This window comes from Microcella alkalica (assembly GCF_014595885.1).
Taxonomy (GTDB): domain Bacteria; phylum Actinomycetota; class Actinomycetes; order Actinomycetales; family Microbacteriaceae; genus Microcella; species Microcella alkaliphila_B.
In genome coordinates, this window is sequence record NZ_JABUKC010000002.1 from 263,349 (window position 1) to 279,797 (window position 16,449).

The following is a 16,449-nucleotide window of genomic DNA, read 5'->3' on the forward strand; positions in this document are numbered from 1 at the left end:
ATGAGCTTCCTCGAGTACGCTCCCGCGCCGGAATCGACGGCGATCCTCAACCTCAAGGCCGAGTACGGGCTCTTCATCGACGGCGAGTTCGTCGACGGGCGCGGGGAGGTCTTCGACACCATCTCGCCCGCGACGGAGGAGGTCATCGCCCGCATCGCGCAGGCCGACGCCGCCGACGTCGACCGCGCCGTCGCCGCCGCGCGCCGCGCCTACGAGACCGTCTGGTCGCGCATGTCGGGCAGCGACCGCGGCAAGTACCTCTTCCGCATCGCGCGGCTCGTGCAGGAGCGCGCCCGCGAGCTCGCCGTCGCCGAGAGCCTCGACAACGGCAAGCCCATCCGCGAGACCCGCGACGTCGACGTGCCGCTCGTCGCGGCGTGGTTCTTCTACTACGCCGGCTGGGCCGACAAGCTCGAGTACGCCGGCCTCGGCCCGAACCCGCGCGCGCTCGGCGTCGCCGCGCAGGTGATCCCGTGGAACTTCCCGCTGCTCATGCTCGCGTGGAAGATCGCACCCGCCCTCGCCGCCGGCAACACCGTCGTCATCAAGCCCGCCGAGACGACCTCGCTCACCGCGATGCTGTTCGCCGAGATCCTGCAGCAGGCCGACCTTCCTGCTGGCGTCGTCAACATCGTCACGGGCCCGGGCTCGACCGGTCAGGCGCTCGTCACGCACGACGACGTCAACAAGGTCGCCTTCACCGGCTCGACGAACGTCGGGCGGATGATCGCGCGCCAGGTCGCCGGAACCCCCAAGAAGCTCACGCTCGAGCTCGGGGGCAAGGCCGCCAACATCGTCTTCGACGACGCCGCGATCGACCAGGCCGTCGAGGGCATCGTCAACGGCATCTTCTTCAACCAGGGTCACGTGTGCTGCGCCGGCAGCCGCCTGCTCGTGCAGGAGTCGGTGCACGACGAGGTCGTCGACAAGCTCAAGCACCGCCTGTCGACCCTGCGCCTCGGCGACCCGCTGGACAAGAACACCGACATCGGCGCGATCAACTCGGCCGCGCAGCTCGAGCGCATCCGCACGCTCAGCGACACCGGCGAGAACGAGGGCGCCGAGCGCTGGCAGCTCGACTGCACCGTGCCCGACAAGGGTTTCTGGTTCCGGCCCACGATCTTCACGCGCGTCTCGGCCGCCCACACCATCGCGCGGGAGGAGATCTTCGGCCCCGTGCTGTCGGTGCTGACCTTCCGCACGCCCGACGAGGCCGTCGCGAAGGCCAACAACACCCCCTACGGCCTCTCGGCCGGCATCTGGACGGAGAAGGCCTCGCGCATGCTCGCGATCGCCGACCGCCTGCGTGCGGGCGTGGTCTGGGCCAACACCTTCAACAAGTTCGACCCCTCCTCGCCCTTCGGTGGCTACAAGGAGTCGGGCTACGGCCGCGAGGGCGGCCGGCAGGGCCTCGCCGCGTACCTCGAGTCGAACGGCTGGGAGGCTCCGTCGCTGTCGGCGGGAGCATCCGCCCCTTCACGATCTGAGAAGAAGAGCCGGAAGGCGGTGGCGAAGTGAGCCGACTCACCGTGCCGAAGACGTACAAGCTCGCGATCGGCGGGGCCTTCCCGCGCAGCGAGAGCGGCCGCACCTACGTCGTGACGACGCCGAAGGGTGAGTTCCTCGCCAACGCGTCGCTCGCCTCGCGGAAGGACGCGCGCGACGCCGTCGTGGCCGCCCGCGCCGCGCAGGCGAAGTGGGCCGGTGCGACCGCCTACAACCGCGGCCAGGTGCTCTACCGCATCGCCGAGCTGCTCGAGGGGCGCCGGGCGCAGTTCGTCGACGAGATCTCGCGCTCGGAGGGCGTGTCGGCGGCCGCCGCGGGCGCGCAGGTCGACGCGACCATCGACCTGTGGGTCTGGTACGCCGGCTGGGCCGACAAGTACGCGCAGGTCGTCGGCAACGGCAACCCCGTCGCCGGGCCCTACTTCAACCTCTCGGTGCCCGACCCGACCGGCGTCGTCGCCGCGATCGCCCCGCAGGAGCGCGAAGGCGTCTCGCTGCTCGGCCTCGCCGCGGTCGTCGCGCCGATCGTGCTCACCGGCAACACGGTCGTCGTCGTCGCGAACGAGGATGCCCCGCTCTCGGCCATCTCGCTCGCCGAGGTGCTCGCGACCTCCGACGTGCCGGGCGGCGTCGTCAACGTGCTCACCGGCTCGCCCGCGGAGCTCGCGCCGTGGCTCGCCTCGCACGCCGACGTCAACGCGCTCGACCTCGCCGGCGCGGGCGTGCTCGCCTCCGGCTCGTGGGTCGACCTCCAGCTGGCCGCAGCCGAGACGCTCAAGCGCGTGCTGCCGCCCGTCAGCGGCGCGCCCGTGCCGTCGCTCGACCGCATCACCGCCTTCGTCGAGACGAAGACGGTCTGGCACACGAAGGCGATGCTCTAGCGCTCGCCTCGTGCCCCGCGGGCCGGCTCTTGTGGTGGGAGCCGGCCCGCGCTCTCCGCGCCCCCGCGCGTCGACAACTCAGGACAACCGCGCAGGCGCGCCTGTCGACAACTCAGGACAATCGCGCGACCGGCTCGTCGACAACTCAGGACGATCGCGCTGCGGCGCGCTTCCTGCGCGCGATTCCGCCACGATCTGACGCGATCGTCCTGAGTTGTCGACGCAATGCCGCGCGGCGCCGCGCGCGATCGTCCTGAGTTGTCGACGCGACCGCGTCAGTCGGTGCGGCGCGGGTCGTGCTCGGCGGGCACGCGCGCGAGCACCTCGGCCGGGCTGAGAAACCGGCCCGTGCGCTCGACCTCGTGCACGAGCGCGACCATCGCGGCGTTCACTGGGGTGGGGATGCGCAGCCCGGCCCCCGCATCCCGCACAGCCCCGTTGAGGGCGTCGATCTCGGTGCTGCGCCCGCGGCGGATGCTCTGCAGCGTCGACGCCGGATTCGGCACGTCTCCCATGCGCGCGGCGAGCCATCGCGGCACCCGCTCGGCGCGCTGCGGGTCACCCGTGAGCAGCTCGGCGACCTCCGCCACGCCGACGGAGCCGACCTGCTGCCACCGCACCCCGAGCGCCCGGCCCACGACGGCCGTCTCGATCATGCCGCGCGCGAGCAGGCGCCGCAGCCCGTCGGCGGCGACGACCTGCTGCACGCTGAGGCCGGTGATCGCCGGCAGGGCGTTGACCTGGTTGACGACGAGCTTGGTCCACTGCGCGCCGGTGACGTCGTCGATGACGGTGACCTCGTCGGGCAGGGCGTCGCGCAGCGCGGCGAGCGCGACGTCGACCGCGCGCTGGTCGCCGCCGAGCGCGAGCGGGGCAGGGCCGGTCACGGTGACGCGGCCGGGCTCAGCGAGACTCGTGGCGAAGAGCGCCAGGCCGACGGCCACGGGGGAGTGCGGCAGGGCCGCCCGCACGGCGTCGGCACCGCCGAGCCCGTTCTGCACGACGAGCACGGGCGCACCATCGCACGCGGTCGCCGCACCGAGTGCGACGGCCGAGTCGTGCGCCTTCGTCGCGAGCACGAGCAGGTCCACGGGCGGCGCGACGGCAGGCACGACGACGAGCGGAGCCGTGAACGCCCCCCAGCCGCCGTCGATGCGCAGCCCGTCGCGCGCGATCGCCGCGCCATGCTCGCCGCGGGCGGTGACGACGACCTCGTGGCCGGCGCGCTGCAGCAGCCCGGCGAGCAGGCCGCCGACCGCCCCCGCCCCGATGACCGCGATGCGCACCAGGGCATCCTACGACCGCGCTAGCGTGGGGCGGTGCCCTCCGGAATCCTGCTCGTCGACAAGCCGCTCGGCCTCACGAGCCATGACGTCGTGGCCCGCGCTCGGCGGGCGCTCGGCACGCGCAAGGTCGGCCACGCGGGCACGCTCGACCCGCCCGCGTCGGGGCTGCTGACGCTCGGGGTCGGCCCGTCGACGCGCCTTCTGACCTACCTCGTGGGCCTCGATAAGACGTACGAGACGACGATCGTGCTCGGGCGCGCGACGACGACCGACGACGCCGAGGGCGAGCCGCTCGGCGAGCCGGCACCCGCCGCGGCGCTCGACGCGGTCACCGACGCCGCGCTCACGAGCGCCGTCGCCGCCCTCACCGGCGCGATCGAGCAGGTGCCGAGCGCGGTGAGCGCGATCAAGGTCGACGGGCGGCGCGCCTACGACCGAGTGCGCGCCGGCGAGCAGGTCGAGCTGCAGGCCCGCGCGGTCACGGTGTCGGCGTTCGACGTGCTCGACGTGCGCCGGCTGCCGGGTGACATCGACACCGCGTCGACCATCGAGGTGGATGCCCGCATCGACTGCTCGTCGGGCACCTACATCCGTGCCCTGGCCCGCGATCTCGGCACGGCGCTCGGCGTCGGCGGACACCTGCGCGCCCTGCGCCGCACCCGCGTCGGGCCCTTCGACGTGCGCGACGCCGTCGACCTGGAGCGGCTCGCCGCCGACGGCGACGCGCTGCTGAGCCCCGCGGCGGCGATCGCCGAGCGGCTGTTCCCGGTGCTGCGCGCGACCGACGACGAGGCCCGCGACCTGGGTCACGGCAAGAAGCTCGCGCTGCCCGAGCACCCCGACGCCGAGCCGGTCGCCGCGATCGACGCCAGCGGCCGCCTCGTCGCGCTCATCAGCGTGCGCCGCGGCGTCGGCCGTACGCTGGTGGGGTTCCCGACCGACGGCGAGTGAGCATCCGCCGCCGGTTCTCGCCCGCAGCGCTGCCCGCTCGCCGCATCAGACCCGCAGCCCACACAGACCCGCAGCACACCCCGGCCCCCAGCACACCCCGCCCCAGGAGCACCCCGTGATCGAGTGGTTCACGACCGCGCAGGTCGCCGTCGCCGTCGTGGTCGGCATCGTCTGCCTCGTCGCCGGTGGCATCGGCCGGCAGCCGAGCGACCTCACGAACGGTCTCACTGCCTTCGTCGCGCTGCTGCTGCTGGCGCAGATCGTCGTCGCGATCGTCGCGCCGCTGACCGGCAACCAGCCGACGGGTGACATCGTCGAGTTCTGGGCCTACCTGATCTCGGCGATGCTGCTGCCGCCGCTTGCGATCGTGTGGGGTCTCGTCGATCGCTCCCGCTGGGCGACGGTTGTGCTCGGCGTCGTGAGCCTCGCCGTCGCCGTCATGGTCTACCGCATGGGCGAGATCTGGTTCGTGCAGGGCGCCTGAGCGCCGCGGTCGTCGGGGGCGCGGATGCTCGCCGCACGCCGGCGCCGGCTCAGGCCGCGGCGGCCCCGGGCGCGGGCAGCGCCTCGATCGCCGCGAGCACCGCGTCGAGCCCCTCGGCGAGGGTCGGCACCACGAGCACGGCGCCCGTCTCGCGCAGGGCATCCACCGTGTAGACGCCCGTCGCGACCGCGATGAAGGGGATGCCCGCCGCGACGGCCGCGACGTCGTCGCGCGGGGTGTCGCCGATGATGACGAGCCGCTCGTCGGGCAGTGCCGCGCGCGCGGCGAGAGTGATCTCGCGGCGCTCGCGGGCGCGGTCGCCGAAGAACGAGCGAGCCCAGTCGAAGCGCTCCGGGTCGAGACCGGCGCCGCTGAGCTTGAGCCGCGAGCGCGTCGCGGAGTTGCCGGTGAGCAGCGCGTTCATCCAGCCGCGAGCGGCTGCGGCGTCGAGCGCCTCGGCGATGCCCGGCGCGATCTCGCGTCGGTCGCCCGCGGCGGCGCGCTCGGCCGACAGCGCGTCGAGGGCGGCGACGGCGTCGTCGTGCAGCTCGGGCGCGAGCTCGAACGCTTCGAGGATCTCGTGCAGGATCTGCCCGTCGGTCTTGCCGTGCGCGCGCGGCAGCGGCGGGTGCAGCTCGCGGCCCGTGGCGTGCTCGACCGCGCGGTGGTAGAGCTCGCCGCCGCCCGAGGCGGCGTTGAAGAGCAGGGTGCCGTCGACATCCCAGAGGATCGTGGTGGTGGTCACGGCTCTCATCCAACCAGCCGCGGCGCCCCCCGAGCGCCGTGCGCGTCGACAACTCAGGACGATCCGCTCGCGACGCGCGCGACACGCCGGCCCCGGGCATCCGCCACCCCTGTCGGCAGGCGGTTCGTCCTGAGTTGTCGACGCGGCGCGGGTCGGGGGGCGCGGCGTTCGTCCTGAGTTGTCGACACCGCACGGGGGCGGGTGGCACCACCGCGCCCTGCGAGAATCGAGGCGTGCCCAGCGCTCTGCCCCTCGCCGACCCGGCCCCCGCCGACGGGGCGCTGCCGGCGAGCGTGCGCGAGGGCGCTGAGCAGCGCGACCTCGGCGTCTACCTGCACGTGCCGTTCTGCCGAGTGCGGTGCGGCTACTGCGACTTCAACACGTACACGGCGAGCGAGATCCGCGGCGTGAAGCAGTCCGACTTCGCCGACCAGGCGATCGCCGAGCTCGAGCTGGCCGCGCGCGTGCTCGACGACGCCGGCCTGTCGCCGCGCCCGGTCAGCACCGTCTTCTTCGGCGGGGGCACGCCGACCCTGCTGCCCGCGGCCGACCTCGCCCGCATGCTCGCCGCCGTCGAGCGGCTCTTCGCGCTGGCTCCCGGCGCCGAGGTCACGACGGAGGCGAACCCCGACTCGATCGACGCCGCCGGCCTGCGGACCCTCGCCGACGCCGGATTCACGCGCGTCAGCATCGGCATGCAGTCGGCCGTGCCGCACGTGCTCGCGACGCTCGAGCGCACGCACGACCCCGAGAACGTGCCGCGCCGCGTCGAGGAGGCCAGGGCCGCGGGGCTCGCCGTGAGCCTCGACCTCATCTACGGCACGCCGGGCGAGACGGAGGCCGACTGGCACCGCAGTCTCGACGTCGCCCTCGCAGCGCGACCCGACCACCTGAGCGCCTACGCCCTCATCGTCGAGGAGGGCACGAAGCTCGCCCGCCAGATCGCCCGCGGCGAGGTGCCGCCCGTCGACGACGACCTCCACGCGAGTCTGTACGAGGCGGCGGATGCCCGGCTCGCCGAGGCGGGATACCGCTGGTACGAGGTGAGTAACTGGGCCCTCGCTGCCGACGACGGCGGAGCATCCCGCCGCTCGCGCCACAACCTCGCCTACTGGACGGGCCAGGACTGGTGGGGCGTCGGCCCCGGCGCGCACAGCCACATCGGCGGCGTGCGGTTCTGGAACGTCAAGCACCCCGCCGCGTACGCGCAGCGCCTCGCCGAGGGGCTGAGCCCGGCGGCGGGCCGCGAGACCCTCGACGCCGAGACGCGCCGCGTCGAGCGGGTGCTGCTCGAGACCCGGCTGGCGAGCGGCCTGCCGACCGAGGCGCTCACGGCGGAGGGTCGCCGCGCGGTCGCGGGCCTCATCGCCGACGGGCTCGTCGAGCCGGCTGCGGCGCTGCGCGGCACGGTCGTGCTGACGCTGCGCGGGCGGCTGCTCGCCGACGCCGTCGTGCGCCGACTGCTCGACTGACGCCTCGCGCGGCGGGGCCCGGCACGGGTCAGCGCACGAAGCCGATCGCGAGCGGGTAGGTGTAGAACTCGCCGCGCCCCGCCGCGACGGCGGCGACGATCGCGAACACGAGGAAGACGATCGACACCGCGAGCACGATGAAGAAGCCGATGACGAGCCAGATCGTGACGACGCCGATGAGCGACGCGATGGTCATCGTGGCGTGGAAGTTGAAGGCCGTCGCGGCGTGGTGGCGGATGAACGGCCCGCGGTCGCGCAGCACCAGGTAGACCACGAGCGGCCCGATGAGCGGCACGAGCAGCCCGCCGAGGTGGGTGAGCACGGCCCAGGTCTTCTCATCCTCCGGCCGCATCGGCTGCGGGGGCGAGGCGTAGGGGTTCGCGGGCGGCGGCTGGGTCATGCTCGACATCCTGCCACCGATACGCAGAACGGGGCCCGGCCGAGCGGCCGAGCCCCGTTCGCGAGGCTCGCGGGCGACTTACTTGATGAGGCGCAGCGAGACCGGGTAGCGGTAGTTGACGCCCTCCTTGGCCTTCATGAAGCCCTGGATGGAGAAGATCACGATGACGGCCCACAGGGCCAGGTAAAGCAGCGGCGCGAGGAAGCCGAAGATGCCGAAGGTGATGGCGGTCAGGATCGAGCTGACGATCGTCAGCACCACCCAGCCGATGATGGCGGCGATCTGGAAGTTCAGCGCCTCCTTCGCCTCGACGCGCGTGAAGCTGCCGCGGTCCTTGAAGACGAGGTAGATGATGAGCGCCGGGAGGGGCCCGAGGATGCCGCCGAGGTGGGCGAACGAGGCCCACTGACGGTCCTCGGCCTCGCTGAGCGGCGCCGCCGATGCCGAAGCGGGGGGAGGGGTGGAGTCGGTCATGGGGTGCTGCCTTCCGTGAGTTCGAATGAACGGTGGAACCCGAGGTGGTGCATCGAGCGCCGTGCTCGCCTCGACCGCGAGGCTTCGTCGAGACGCGGGCTCGAGCACAAAATAGCGCTCGCGTGCGGCCCCGGCAATGATCCTGACGAGGTGTCGCGGGGTAGAATTGGCAGTCAGTCAGTCGGAGTGCCAGCCCGAGCCGCGCGTCGCGCTGCGGCGCGCGCGGGCCCGAGCGGGAAGGAGTGCGCCATGGTCTCCGAGCGCGCCCTCCACGTCCTGCGCGCGATCGTGCAGGACTACGTCGCCTCGCGCGAGCCGGTCGGCTCGAAGGCGATCGTCGAGCGCCACCAGTTCGGCGTGAGCGCCGCAACGATCCGCAACGACATGGCGCAGCTGGAGGAGGAGGAGCTCATCACGGCTCCGCACACCTCCTCCGGCCGCGTGCCGACCGACAAGGGCTACCGGCTGTTCGTCGACCAGCTGCAGGATCTGCGCCCGCTGAGCGCCGCCCAGCGTCAGGCGATCGCGGCCTTCCTCGACCAGTCGGTCGACCTCGACGACGTCTTCGCCCGCACGGTGCGCCTGCTCGCGAGCCTGACCAACCAGGTCGCGATGGTGCAGTACCCGACGCTCGGGCACGCCCGCGTGCGCCACGTCGAGCTCGTGCCGATGTCGGCCACGCGCGTCATGACGGTGTTCATCACCGACGGTGGCCGCGTCGACCAGCGCATCATCGAGCTGCCGATCGAGGCCGACGAGGTCTTCCTCGGCGAACTCCGCGCGAAGATCAACGCCGCCCTCGCCGGCCGCTCGCTGAGCGACGTCACCGACCTCGCCCCGCAGCTCGACGAGCAGTTCGCGCCCGACCGTCGCCCCGCGGTGTCGGCCGTGCGCGACGCGCTCCTGGGGCACGTGGATGCGCACCGCAGCGACCGGCTCGTCATCGCGGGGGCGGCGAACCTCGTGCGCACCGAGCACGACTTCGCCGGCAGCGTCTACCCGGTGCTCGAGGCGATCGAGGAGCAGGTGACGCTGCTGAAGCTCTTCCGCGAGATGGAGCTCGACCAGCACGGCGTCTCGACCCGCATCGGGCGCGAGAACGACGAGGTGCTGCGCGAGACCTCGATCGTCGCCGGGGCGTACAGGGTCGGCGCAGACCAGTCGGCCACACTCGGGGTGCTCGGCCCCACCCGCATGGACTACTCGAACAACATGGCAGCCGTCCGCGCCGTCGCGCGCTACGTGTCCCGGCTGCTCGGTGAGGAATAAGTGTCAGACCACTACGAGGTGCTCGGCATCGCCCGCGATGCGAGCGCCGACGACATCAAGAAGGCGTACCGGCGGCTCGCGCGCGAGCTGCACCCCGACGTGAACCCGAGCGCGGAGGCCGCCGAGCGGTTCAAGCTCGTCACGCACGCCTACGACGTGCTGAGCGACCCGCAGCAGCGGCAGCAGTACGACCTCGGCGGGTCGGGCGGCTTCGGCGGAGCATCCGGGTTCAACGGCTTCGGCGACATCTTCGAGACCTTCTTCGGCGGCGGCCAGCAGCAGCGCGGGCCGCGCAGCCGGCGCGAACGGGGGCAGGATGCCCTGCTCCGGGTCGAGGTCGAGCTCGACGAGATCGTCTTCGGCACGACCCGCCAGCTCGAGGTCGACACGGCCGTGCTGTGCGAGACGTGCGAGGGCTCGTGCTGCTCGCCGGGCACGAGCCCGCAGACGTGCGACATCTGCCGCGGCTCCGGGCAGATCCAGCGCACCGTGCGCAGCCTGCTCGGCAACGTCATGACCTCGAGCCCCTGTGGCACGTGCCGGGGCTACGGCACGGTCATCCCGAGCCCGTGCCCGACGTGCGCCGGCCAGGGCCGCGTGCGGGCGCGCCGCACCATCCCCGTCGACATCCCGGCGGGCGTCGACACGGGTCTGCGCATCCAGCTGCCCGGGCAGGGCGAGGTCGGCCCGGCCGGCGGCCCCAACGGCGACCTGTACCTCGAGATCAAGGTCAAGACGCACGACACCTTCAGCCGCTCGGGCGACGACCTGCTCGCGACGCTCGAGGTGCAGATGACCGACGCGATCCTCGGCACGACGGCGACGCTGCGCTCGCTCGACGGCGACGTGCGCGTCGAGATCAAGCCGGGCACGCAGAGCGCCGAGGTCATCACCGTGAAGGAGCGCGGCATCACGCGCCTGCGCGGCTCGGGCCGCGGCGACCTGAAGATCGGCATCCAGGTGGTGACGCCCGTGCGCCTCAACAGCAAAGAGACGAAGCTCATCCAGGAGTTCGCGGGCTCGCGCCGCCCCGTGCCGCCGGAGTTCTCGACCTTCCAGCAGGGCATCTTCTCCAAGCTGCGCGACCGCTTCCTCAACCTGTAGGCCCGCGCGTGGCGCACTTCTACCTCGACGACTCGCTCGCCGCGCAGCTGGCGTCGGCGGATGCTCCCGTCGGCGCGGTCGTGCGCCTCACCGGCCCCGACGCCCGGCACGCAAGCACGGTCTCACGGGTGCGCCCCGGCGAGCGTCTCCGCCTCGGCGACGGCGCCGGGCTCGTCGTCGAGGGCGAGGTGCTCGAGGCGAGCGCCCAGGAGGTCGCGCTGCGGGTCGCCGCCGTCGAACGGCACCCCGAGCCGGCGCCGCGCATCGTGCTCGTGCAGGCCCTCGCGAAGGGCGACCGCGACGAGCTCGCCGTGCAGGCGGCGACCGAGCTCGGCGTCGACGCGATCGTGCCGTGGCAGGCTGCGCGCAGCGTCTCCCGCTGGGATGCCGCGAAGGCCGAGAAGGGTCGCGCGCGCTGGGCGACGATCGTGCGCGAGGCGAGCAAGCAGGCGATCCGGGCACGGGTGCCGGAGGTCGAGCCGCTCGCGACGACCGCCGCGATCGCGCGCCGCGCCGCCTCGGCGACGGTGCTCGTGCTCGATCCGCTCGCCGAGCATCCGCTGACCGCTCTCGACGCCGCGTCGCTGCGCGACGGAGACCGGGACGTCGTGCTCGTCGTCGGGCCCGAGGGCGGCATCGCGCCGGAGGAGCTCGCCGCGCTCACCGCCGCGGGCGCGCGCGGGGTGCGCCTCGGCGCGACCGTGCTGCGCACCTCGACCGCGGGCCCCGCCGCCATCGCCGTGCTGAGCGGGATGCTCGGCCGCTGGTGACGCCGCCCGTCGACCCAGACGGCGCGGCGCCGGACGTGGCCCGGCAGCTCGTGCTCGACGGCGCCGAGCCGCCCGCCGCCCTGCGGGCGCTCGCCGCTCGCCTCGCGCCCGGCACCGCGCTGACGCCGCTGTGGCGCAACGAGCTCGGCGGCTGGACGGTGCGGCTCGACACCGGTACGGCCCCCGCTCGATCCGCCCAGGTCTCGCTCGTGCTCAAGTGGGTGCCCGCCGCGACGCGCGCGGCCTGGCCCGACGAGCCGAGCCTCGCCGACGAGGCTCGCCGACTCGAGTGGCTCGCCGGCCGCCACCCCGCGCCGGAGCTCGTCGCTGCGGGCGTCAGCGACGACGGCGACGAGTACCTGCTGACGCGCGCGCTCACCGGCGAGAGCGCCGTGACCGAGCGCTGGCGCGCCGAGCCGCGCACCGCCGTGCGGGTGCTCGGCGAGTCGTTGCGGGCGCTCCACGAGTCGCTGAGCGCGGCGGACTGCCCCTTTCCGTGCACGGCACCGCTCGGCCCCGCGCTGCCGACCGACCCCGAGCCCCGGGCGAGCGACCGCGTCGTCGTGCACGGCGACGCGTGCGCACCGAACACGCTCCTGGATGCCCGGGGCGCGTTGCTCGCGCACGTCGACGTCGGCGCGCTCGGCGTCGGCGACCGCTGGCTCGACCTCGCCGCCGGTGCCCAGTCGCTCGCCTGGAATTACGGCCCCGGCTTCGAGCCGCTGTACTTCGCGGCATACGGCGTCGACCCCGACGAGGAGCGCCTGGCCGCCTGGCGACGCCGCTGGAACCACGACTGAGCCGCCCGCGTCACGCGCAGGGCGAACACGCAAGCCCCGTGCCGGGTGCGAGCCGCGCTCTAGAATGGAGGCCATGTCCTCCGAGCACGCCACCGACGCCGCCGCGGCGACGCCGACGATCTTCGAGCGCATCATCGCGCGCGAGATCCCGGCCGACATCGTGCTCGAGACCGAGCGGCTCATCGCCATCCGTGACATCGCGCCGCAGGCGCCCGTGCACCTGCTCGTGATCCCGAAGACGGCGCAGCACCGCACCGTCGCCGAGCTCGCGGCCGCCGACCCTGCCCTCCTGGCGGAGGTCGTCGCGACCGCGCAGCGCCTCGCCGACGAGCACGCCGACGGCGACTACCGCCTCGTGTTCAACTCCGGCGCGAACGCCGGGCAGACGGTCTTCCACGTGCACGCCCACGTGCTCGCCGGGGGGCTCGACGAGGGGTCGCTTGCCCACTGACGAACCCGGCGCCGCCGTGAGCGGCCCCCGCGAAGACCGCGCAACGATCGAGGTCGACGGCGTCGCCATGGTGCGGCTGCTCGGCCCGCACGACCGCCTGCTGCGCACCCTCGAGCAGCAGTACCCCGACCTCGACGTGCACGTGCGAGGCAATCAGATCACCCTCGGCGGCACCCCCGCCGACGTCACCGCGGCCAGCCAGCTGGTCAGAGAGCTCGTCACCATGATCCAGAACGGACACGACCTCGGCGAGGTCGAGGTCGCCAGCTCGGCGCGCATCCTCGAGCAGGGCGCCGGCAGCCCCGCCGACGTGCTCAGCCAGGCGATCCTTACGAGCCGTGGCAAGAGCATCCGCCCCAAGACGCTCGGGCAGAAGGCGTACGTCGACGCGATCGACCTCAACACGATCGTGTTCGGCATCGGCCCCGCGGGTACGGGCAAGACCTACCTCGCGATGGCGAAGGCCGTGCAGGCCCTGCAGCGCAAGGAGGTCGACCGCATCATTCTCACGCGGCCGGCCGTCGAGGCGGGCGAGCGGCTGGGCTTCCTGCCGGGCACGCTCACCGACAAGATCGACCCGTACCTGCGGCCGCTGTACGACGCGCTCAACGAGATGATGGATCCGGAGCTCGTGCCCAAGCTGCTCGCGACCGGCGTCGTCGAGGTCGCGCCGCTCGCCTACATGCGCGGCCGCACGCTCAACAGCTCGTTCATCGTGCTCGACGAGGCGCAGAACACCACGCCCGAGCAAATGAAGATGTTCCTCACCCGTCTCGGCTTCGGCTCGAAGATGGTCGTCACGGGCGACATCACCCAGGTCGACTTGCCCACCGGCGCGAGTGGGCTGCAGCTCGTGACTCGCGTGCTCGGCGACATCGACGACATCCACTTCGCGCGCCTGACCTCTGACGACGTCGTGCGCCACACGCTCGTCGGTCGCATCGTCGACGCGTACACCAAGTACGACGCGCAGCGCATGGCGCAGCAGCACGAGCGCGAGACCGCGCGCGGCACCGGCGCGGAGGGCGCCAACCGGGCGGAGCGCCGGGCGGGGCTGCCGCGCGACCGCCAGGCGGGCATCCGTCGCAATCCCCGACGTGGAGGGTGGTAGTCCATGGCCGTCGAGATCAACAACGAGTCGGGCGTCGAGGTCGACGAGGAGTCGCTGCAGCGGCTCGCGCTGCACGCCTTCGACTTCCTCAACGTGCACCGCGACGCTGAGTTGGCGATCGTGCTCGTCGACGAGGGCGCGATGGAGCAGCTGCACCTGCAGTGGATGGACGAGCCGGGCCCCACCGACGTGCTGAGCTTCCCGATGGACGAGCTGCGCCCCGGCAGCGACGACGAGCCCGCCCCGCCCGGGCTGCTCGGCGACATCGTGCTGTGCCCGCAGGTCGCGATCGCGCAGGCCGAGGCGGCCGGGCACTCCACGCAGGACGAGCTGCTGCTGCTGACAACGCACGGCATCCTGCACCTGCTCGGCTTCGACCACGCCGAGCCGGAGGACGAGAAGGAGATGTTCGGCGTGCAGCGCGACGTGCTCGTGGGCTTCGCGCTCGCCGAGCGCAAACGCAGTCGATGATCACCGTCGTCTTCTTCGCGGTCGCCGGCGTGCTCGTCGCCTTCGGCGGCCTGCTCGCGTCGCTCGACGCGGCGCTCGGCGTCGTGAGCCGCACCGACCTTATCGACCTCGCCTCGCAGAAGAAGCACCCCGCGCGGCTGCTCGCGGTCGCGAACGACGTCGGCGCGCACGTCAACGCCGTCAACTTCCTGCGCATCGTCGCCGAGACGCTCGCCGCGGTGCTCATCACGCTCGCGTTCGCCGACCTGTTCGAGGGGTGGTGGTGGGCGCTCGCGGTGAGCGCGCTCATCATGATCGGCGTCTCCTTCGTGCTCGTCGGCTCGAGCCCGCGCAGCGTCGGCCGCGCGCACCCGCGGGCCATGCTGCGGCTGTTCGGCGGGCTCGTGCGCGGCGTGCGCGTCATGCTCGGCCCGCTCGCCGACCTACTCGTCGCGATCGGCAACCGGGTGACGCCCGGCCGCCCGCGCAGCGCCACCTTCTCGAGCGAGGAGCAGCTGCTGAGCATGGTCGACGAGGCGACCGACCTCGACGTGCTCGAGGTGGAGGATCGCGAGCTGATCCACTCGATCTTCGAGTTCAACGACACGATCGTGCGCGAGGTCATGGTGCCGCGCACCGACATGGTCACGGTCGAGCGCGAGCTCACCGTCACCGACGCGATGAGCCTGTTCCTGTCGCGGGGCGTGTCGCGCATCCCCGTCGTGGGCGACGACGCCGACGACGTGCTCGGCGTCATCTACCTGCGCGACGCCGCCCGCCTGGCCTACGAGAACCCCGACGCCTGCGCGACCACGACGGTCGAGCAGCTGGCGAAGCCGGCGCTCTTCCTGCCCGAGTCGAAGAAGGCCGACGACGCCCTGCGGCAGCTGCAGCTGGAGTCGAACCACCTCGCGCTCGTCGTCGACGAGTACGGCGGCATCGCCGGCCTCGTCACCATGGAAGACCTCATCGAGGAACTCGTCGGCGAGATCAGCGACGAGTACGACCGCGAGCTCGCCGTCTCCGAGCGCCTCGACGAGGATCGCTACCGCGTGAGCGCCCGCATGCCCGTCGACGAGCTCGGCGACCTGTTCGGCATCGAGCTCGACGACGACGACGTCGACTCGGTCGGCGGCCTGCTCACCAAGCACCTGGGCAGACTGCCCGTCGCCGGCTCGCGTGTCGAGGTCGACGGCCTCGTGCTCGTCGCCGAGCGCACGGAGGGCCGCCGCAAGGGCGTCACGACCGTGCTCGTCGAGGCCGACGAGACGCTGCGGGATGCCCGACGCGCCTTCTCGGCAGCGTCACCGGCCTCGCCGGCCTCCGCCCCCGATCCCGACCACCGCTGAGCGAGGCCCCACCATGACCGACCCCACCTTGGCAGCCCCCGCAGCGGAGCATCGCGCCGGCTTCGTCACCTTCGTCGGCCGCCCCAACGTGGGCAAGTCGACCCTCACCAACGCCCTCGTGGGCGAGAAGGTCGCGATCACGAGCTCGAAGCCGCAGACCACGCGGCGGGCGATCCGCGGCATCGTGCACCGGGCATCCGGTCAATTGATCGTCGTCGACACGCCGGGCATGCACCGCCCGCGCACGTTGCTCGGCGAGCGCCTCAACGCGGTCGTGCAGGAGACCCTCGGCGACGTCGACGTCATCGGCTTCTGCGTGCCCGCGAACGAGCCCATCGGGCCGGGTGACCGCTACATCAACGAGCAGCTCGACGCCTGGCCGCGCACCCGCAAGGTGGCGATCGTCACGAAGACCGACACGGCGGGTCCCGCGAAGGTCGCCCAGCAGCTGCTGGCCGTGTCGCAGCTGCGCGAGTGGGACGAGATCATCCCGCTCTCGGCGGTCACGGGCGACCAGGTGGGCCTGCTCGCCGACCAGCTCATCGCGCTCATGCCCGTCTCGCCGCCGCTGTACGGCGATGAGGCCGTGACCGACGAGACGGAGGAGGACCGCATCGCCGAGCTCATCCGCGAGGCCGCGCTCGAGGGCGTGAGTGACGAGCTGCCGCACTCGCTCGCCGTCACGATCGACGAGGTCGCCGAGCGCGAGAGCGGGGGAGTCGTCGACGTCTACGCCAACGTGTGGGTCGAGCGCGACAGTCAGAAGGGCATCATCATCGGGCACCGCGGTGCGCGCCTCACCGAGGTGGGCACGCGCGCGCGGAAGGAGATCGAGGCGCTGCTCGGGCAGCGCGTCTACCTCAAGCTGCACGTCAAGGTCGCCAAGGAGTGGCAGCGCGACCCCAAGCAGCTGGGGCGGCTCGGGTTCTGATCCAGGCGGCCCGGA

At 72.8% G+C, this 16,449-nt stretch carries 18 protein-coding genes; 14 read left to right on the plus strand and 4 right to left on the minus strand.

What is annotated here, in order from left to right; genetic code table 11:
- Together ID804_RS05720 and ID804_RS05725 are read left to right on the plus strand one after the other, a co-directional pair.
- Complete coding sequence (locus tag ID804_RS05720; RefSeq protein ID WP_169078020.1) at positions 1-1,518, plus strand: aldehyde dehydrogenase family protein; 1,518 nt, start codon at positions 1-3, stop codon at positions 1,516-1,518.
- Positions 1,515-2,387, plus strand: coding sequence for an aldehyde dehydrogenase family protein (locus ID804_RS05725; RefSeq protein ID WP_169078021.1), 873 nt, complete (start codon positions 1,515-1,517; stop codon positions 2,385-2,387). The genes ID804_RS05720 and ID804_RS05725 overlap by 4 nt, the downstream gene beginning before the upstream one ends.
- Positions 2,388-2,662: 275 nt before the next feature.
- On the opposite strand, the gene ID804_RS05730 is transcribed toward ID804_RS05725, so the two are convergent.
- Complete coding sequence (locus ID804_RS05730; RefSeq protein ID WP_169078022.1) at positions 2,663-3,673, minus strand: ketopantoate reductase family protein; 1,011 nt, start codon at positions 3,671-3,673, stop codon at positions 2,663-2,665.
- Positions 3,674-3,706: 33 nt separating this feature from the next.
- On the opposite strand from ID804_RS05730, the gene truB reads away from it, so the two are divergent.
- Together truB and ID804_RS05740 are read left to right on the plus strand one after the other, a co-directional pair.
- Entirely contained in the window at positions 3,707-4,624 is a 918-nt protein-coding gene (gene truB / locus ID804_RS05735; protein WP_169078023.1) for a tRNA pseudouridine(55) synthase TruB, read from the plus strand.
- Positions 4,625-4,739: 115 nt separating this feature from the next.
- On the plus strand, positions 4,740-5,108 hold the full coding sequence (locus ID804_RS05740) for a hypothetical protein (protein WP_169078024.1): 369 nt from the start codon (positions 4,740-4,742) through the stop codon (positions 5,106-5,108).
- Positions 5,109-5,157: 49 nt separating this feature from the next.
- On the opposite strand, the gene ID804_RS05745 is transcribed toward ID804_RS05740, so the two are convergent.
- Positions 5,158-5,853 carry an HAD family hydrolase gene (locus tag ID804_RS05745; protein WP_317451189.1) on the minus strand — a complete coding sequence of 232 codons (696 nt, stop codon included), beginning with the start codon at positions 5,851-5,853 and terminating at the stop codon, positions 5,158-5,160.
- A gap of 233 nt (positions 5,854-6,086) precedes the next feature.
- Here ID804_RS05745 and hemW point away from each other — a divergent pair, with 233 nt between their 5' ends.
- Positions 6,087-7,325, plus strand: a complete 1,239-nt coding sequence (hemW, locus tag ID804_RS05750) for a radical SAM family heme chaperone HemW (RefSeq protein ID WP_169078026.1) — start codon at positions 6,087-6,089, stop codon at positions 7,323-7,325.
- 28 nt (positions 7,326-7,353) lie between these two features.
- Here the strand turns inward: hemW and ID804_RS05755 are convergent, their stop codons facing one another.
- Positions 7,354-7,725: a DUF4870 domain-containing protein gene (locus tag ID804_RS05755; protein WP_223158986.1), complete on the minus strand. Its 372-nt coding sequence runs from the start codon at positions 7,723-7,725 to the stop codon at positions 7,354-7,356.
- A 78-nt stretch (positions 7,726-7,803) separates the two neighbouring features.
- Complete coding sequence (locus ID804_RS05760; protein ID WP_169078027.1) at positions 7,804-8,199, minus strand: DUF4870 domain-containing protein; 396 nt, start codon at positions 8,197-8,199, stop codon at positions 7,804-7,806.
- Between the two features lie 249 nt (positions 8,200-8,448).
- Between ID804_RS05760 and hrcA the strand changes: the two genes are divergently transcribed.
- From hrcA to era, 9 genes are all read left to right on the plus strand, one after another.
- Positions 8,449-9,468: a heat-inducible transcriptional repressor HrcA gene (gene hrcA / locus ID804_RS05765; RefSeq protein WP_169078028.1), complete on the plus strand. Its 1,020-nt coding sequence runs from the start codon at positions 8,449-8,451 to the stop codon at positions 9,466-9,468.
- The gene (gene dnaJ / locus ID804_RS05770) at positions 9,469-10,572 is read left to right on the plus strand and encodes a molecular chaperone DnaJ (RefSeq protein ID WP_169078029.1); all 1,104 of its coding nucleotides are present in this window, start codon (positions 9,469-9,471) and stop codon (positions 10,570-10,572) included.
- Positions 10,573-10,580: 8 nt separating this feature from the next.
- The gene (locus ID804_RS05775; RefSeq protein ID WP_169078030.1) at positions 10,581-11,342 is read left to right on the plus strand and encodes a 16S rRNA (uracil(1498)-N(3))-methyltransferase; all 762 of its coding nucleotides are present in this window, start codon (positions 10,581-10,583) and stop codon (positions 11,340-11,342) included.
- The gene (locus ID804_RS05780) at positions 11,339-12,142 is read left to right on the plus strand and encodes a phosphotransferase (protein WP_317451190.1); all 804 of its coding nucleotides are present in this window, start codon (positions 11,339-11,341) and stop codon (positions 12,140-12,142) included. The genes ID804_RS05775 and ID804_RS05780 overlap by 4 nt, the downstream gene beginning before the upstream one ends.
- Before the next feature lie 73 nt (positions 12,143-12,215).
- On the plus strand, positions 12,216-12,593 hold the full coding sequence (locus tag ID804_RS05785) for an HIT domain-containing protein (RefSeq protein ID WP_169078031.1): 378 nt from the start codon (positions 12,216-12,218) through the stop codon (positions 12,591-12,593).
- Positions 12,594-12,660: 67 nt separating this feature from the next.
- Entirely contained in the window at positions 12,661-13,704 is a 1,044-nt protein-coding gene (locus ID804_RS05790; protein WP_169078726.1) for a PhoH family protein, read from the plus strand.
- Between the two features lie 3 nt (positions 13,705-13,707).
- Positions 13,708-14,175: an rRNA maturation RNase YbeY gene (ybeY, locus tag ID804_RS05795; protein ID WP_169078032.1), complete on the plus strand. Its 468-nt coding sequence runs from the start codon at positions 13,708-13,710 to the stop codon at positions 14,173-14,175.
- A complete protein-coding gene (locus ID804_RS05800) occupies positions 14,172-15,503 on the plus strand; it encodes a hemolysin family protein (protein ID WP_169078033.1) in 1,332 nt (443 codons plus the stop codon). The genes ybeY and ID804_RS05800 overlap by 4 nt, the downstream gene beginning before the upstream one ends.
- A 13-nt stretch (positions 15,504-15,516) precedes the next feature.
- The gene (gene era, locus ID804_RS05805; protein ID WP_169078034.1) at positions 15,517-16,434 is read left to right on the plus strand and encodes a GTPase Era; all 918 of its coding nucleotides are present in this window, start codon (positions 15,517-15,519) and stop codon (positions 16,432-16,434) included.
- The last annotated feature ends 15 nt before the right edge of the window (positions 16,435-16,449 follow it).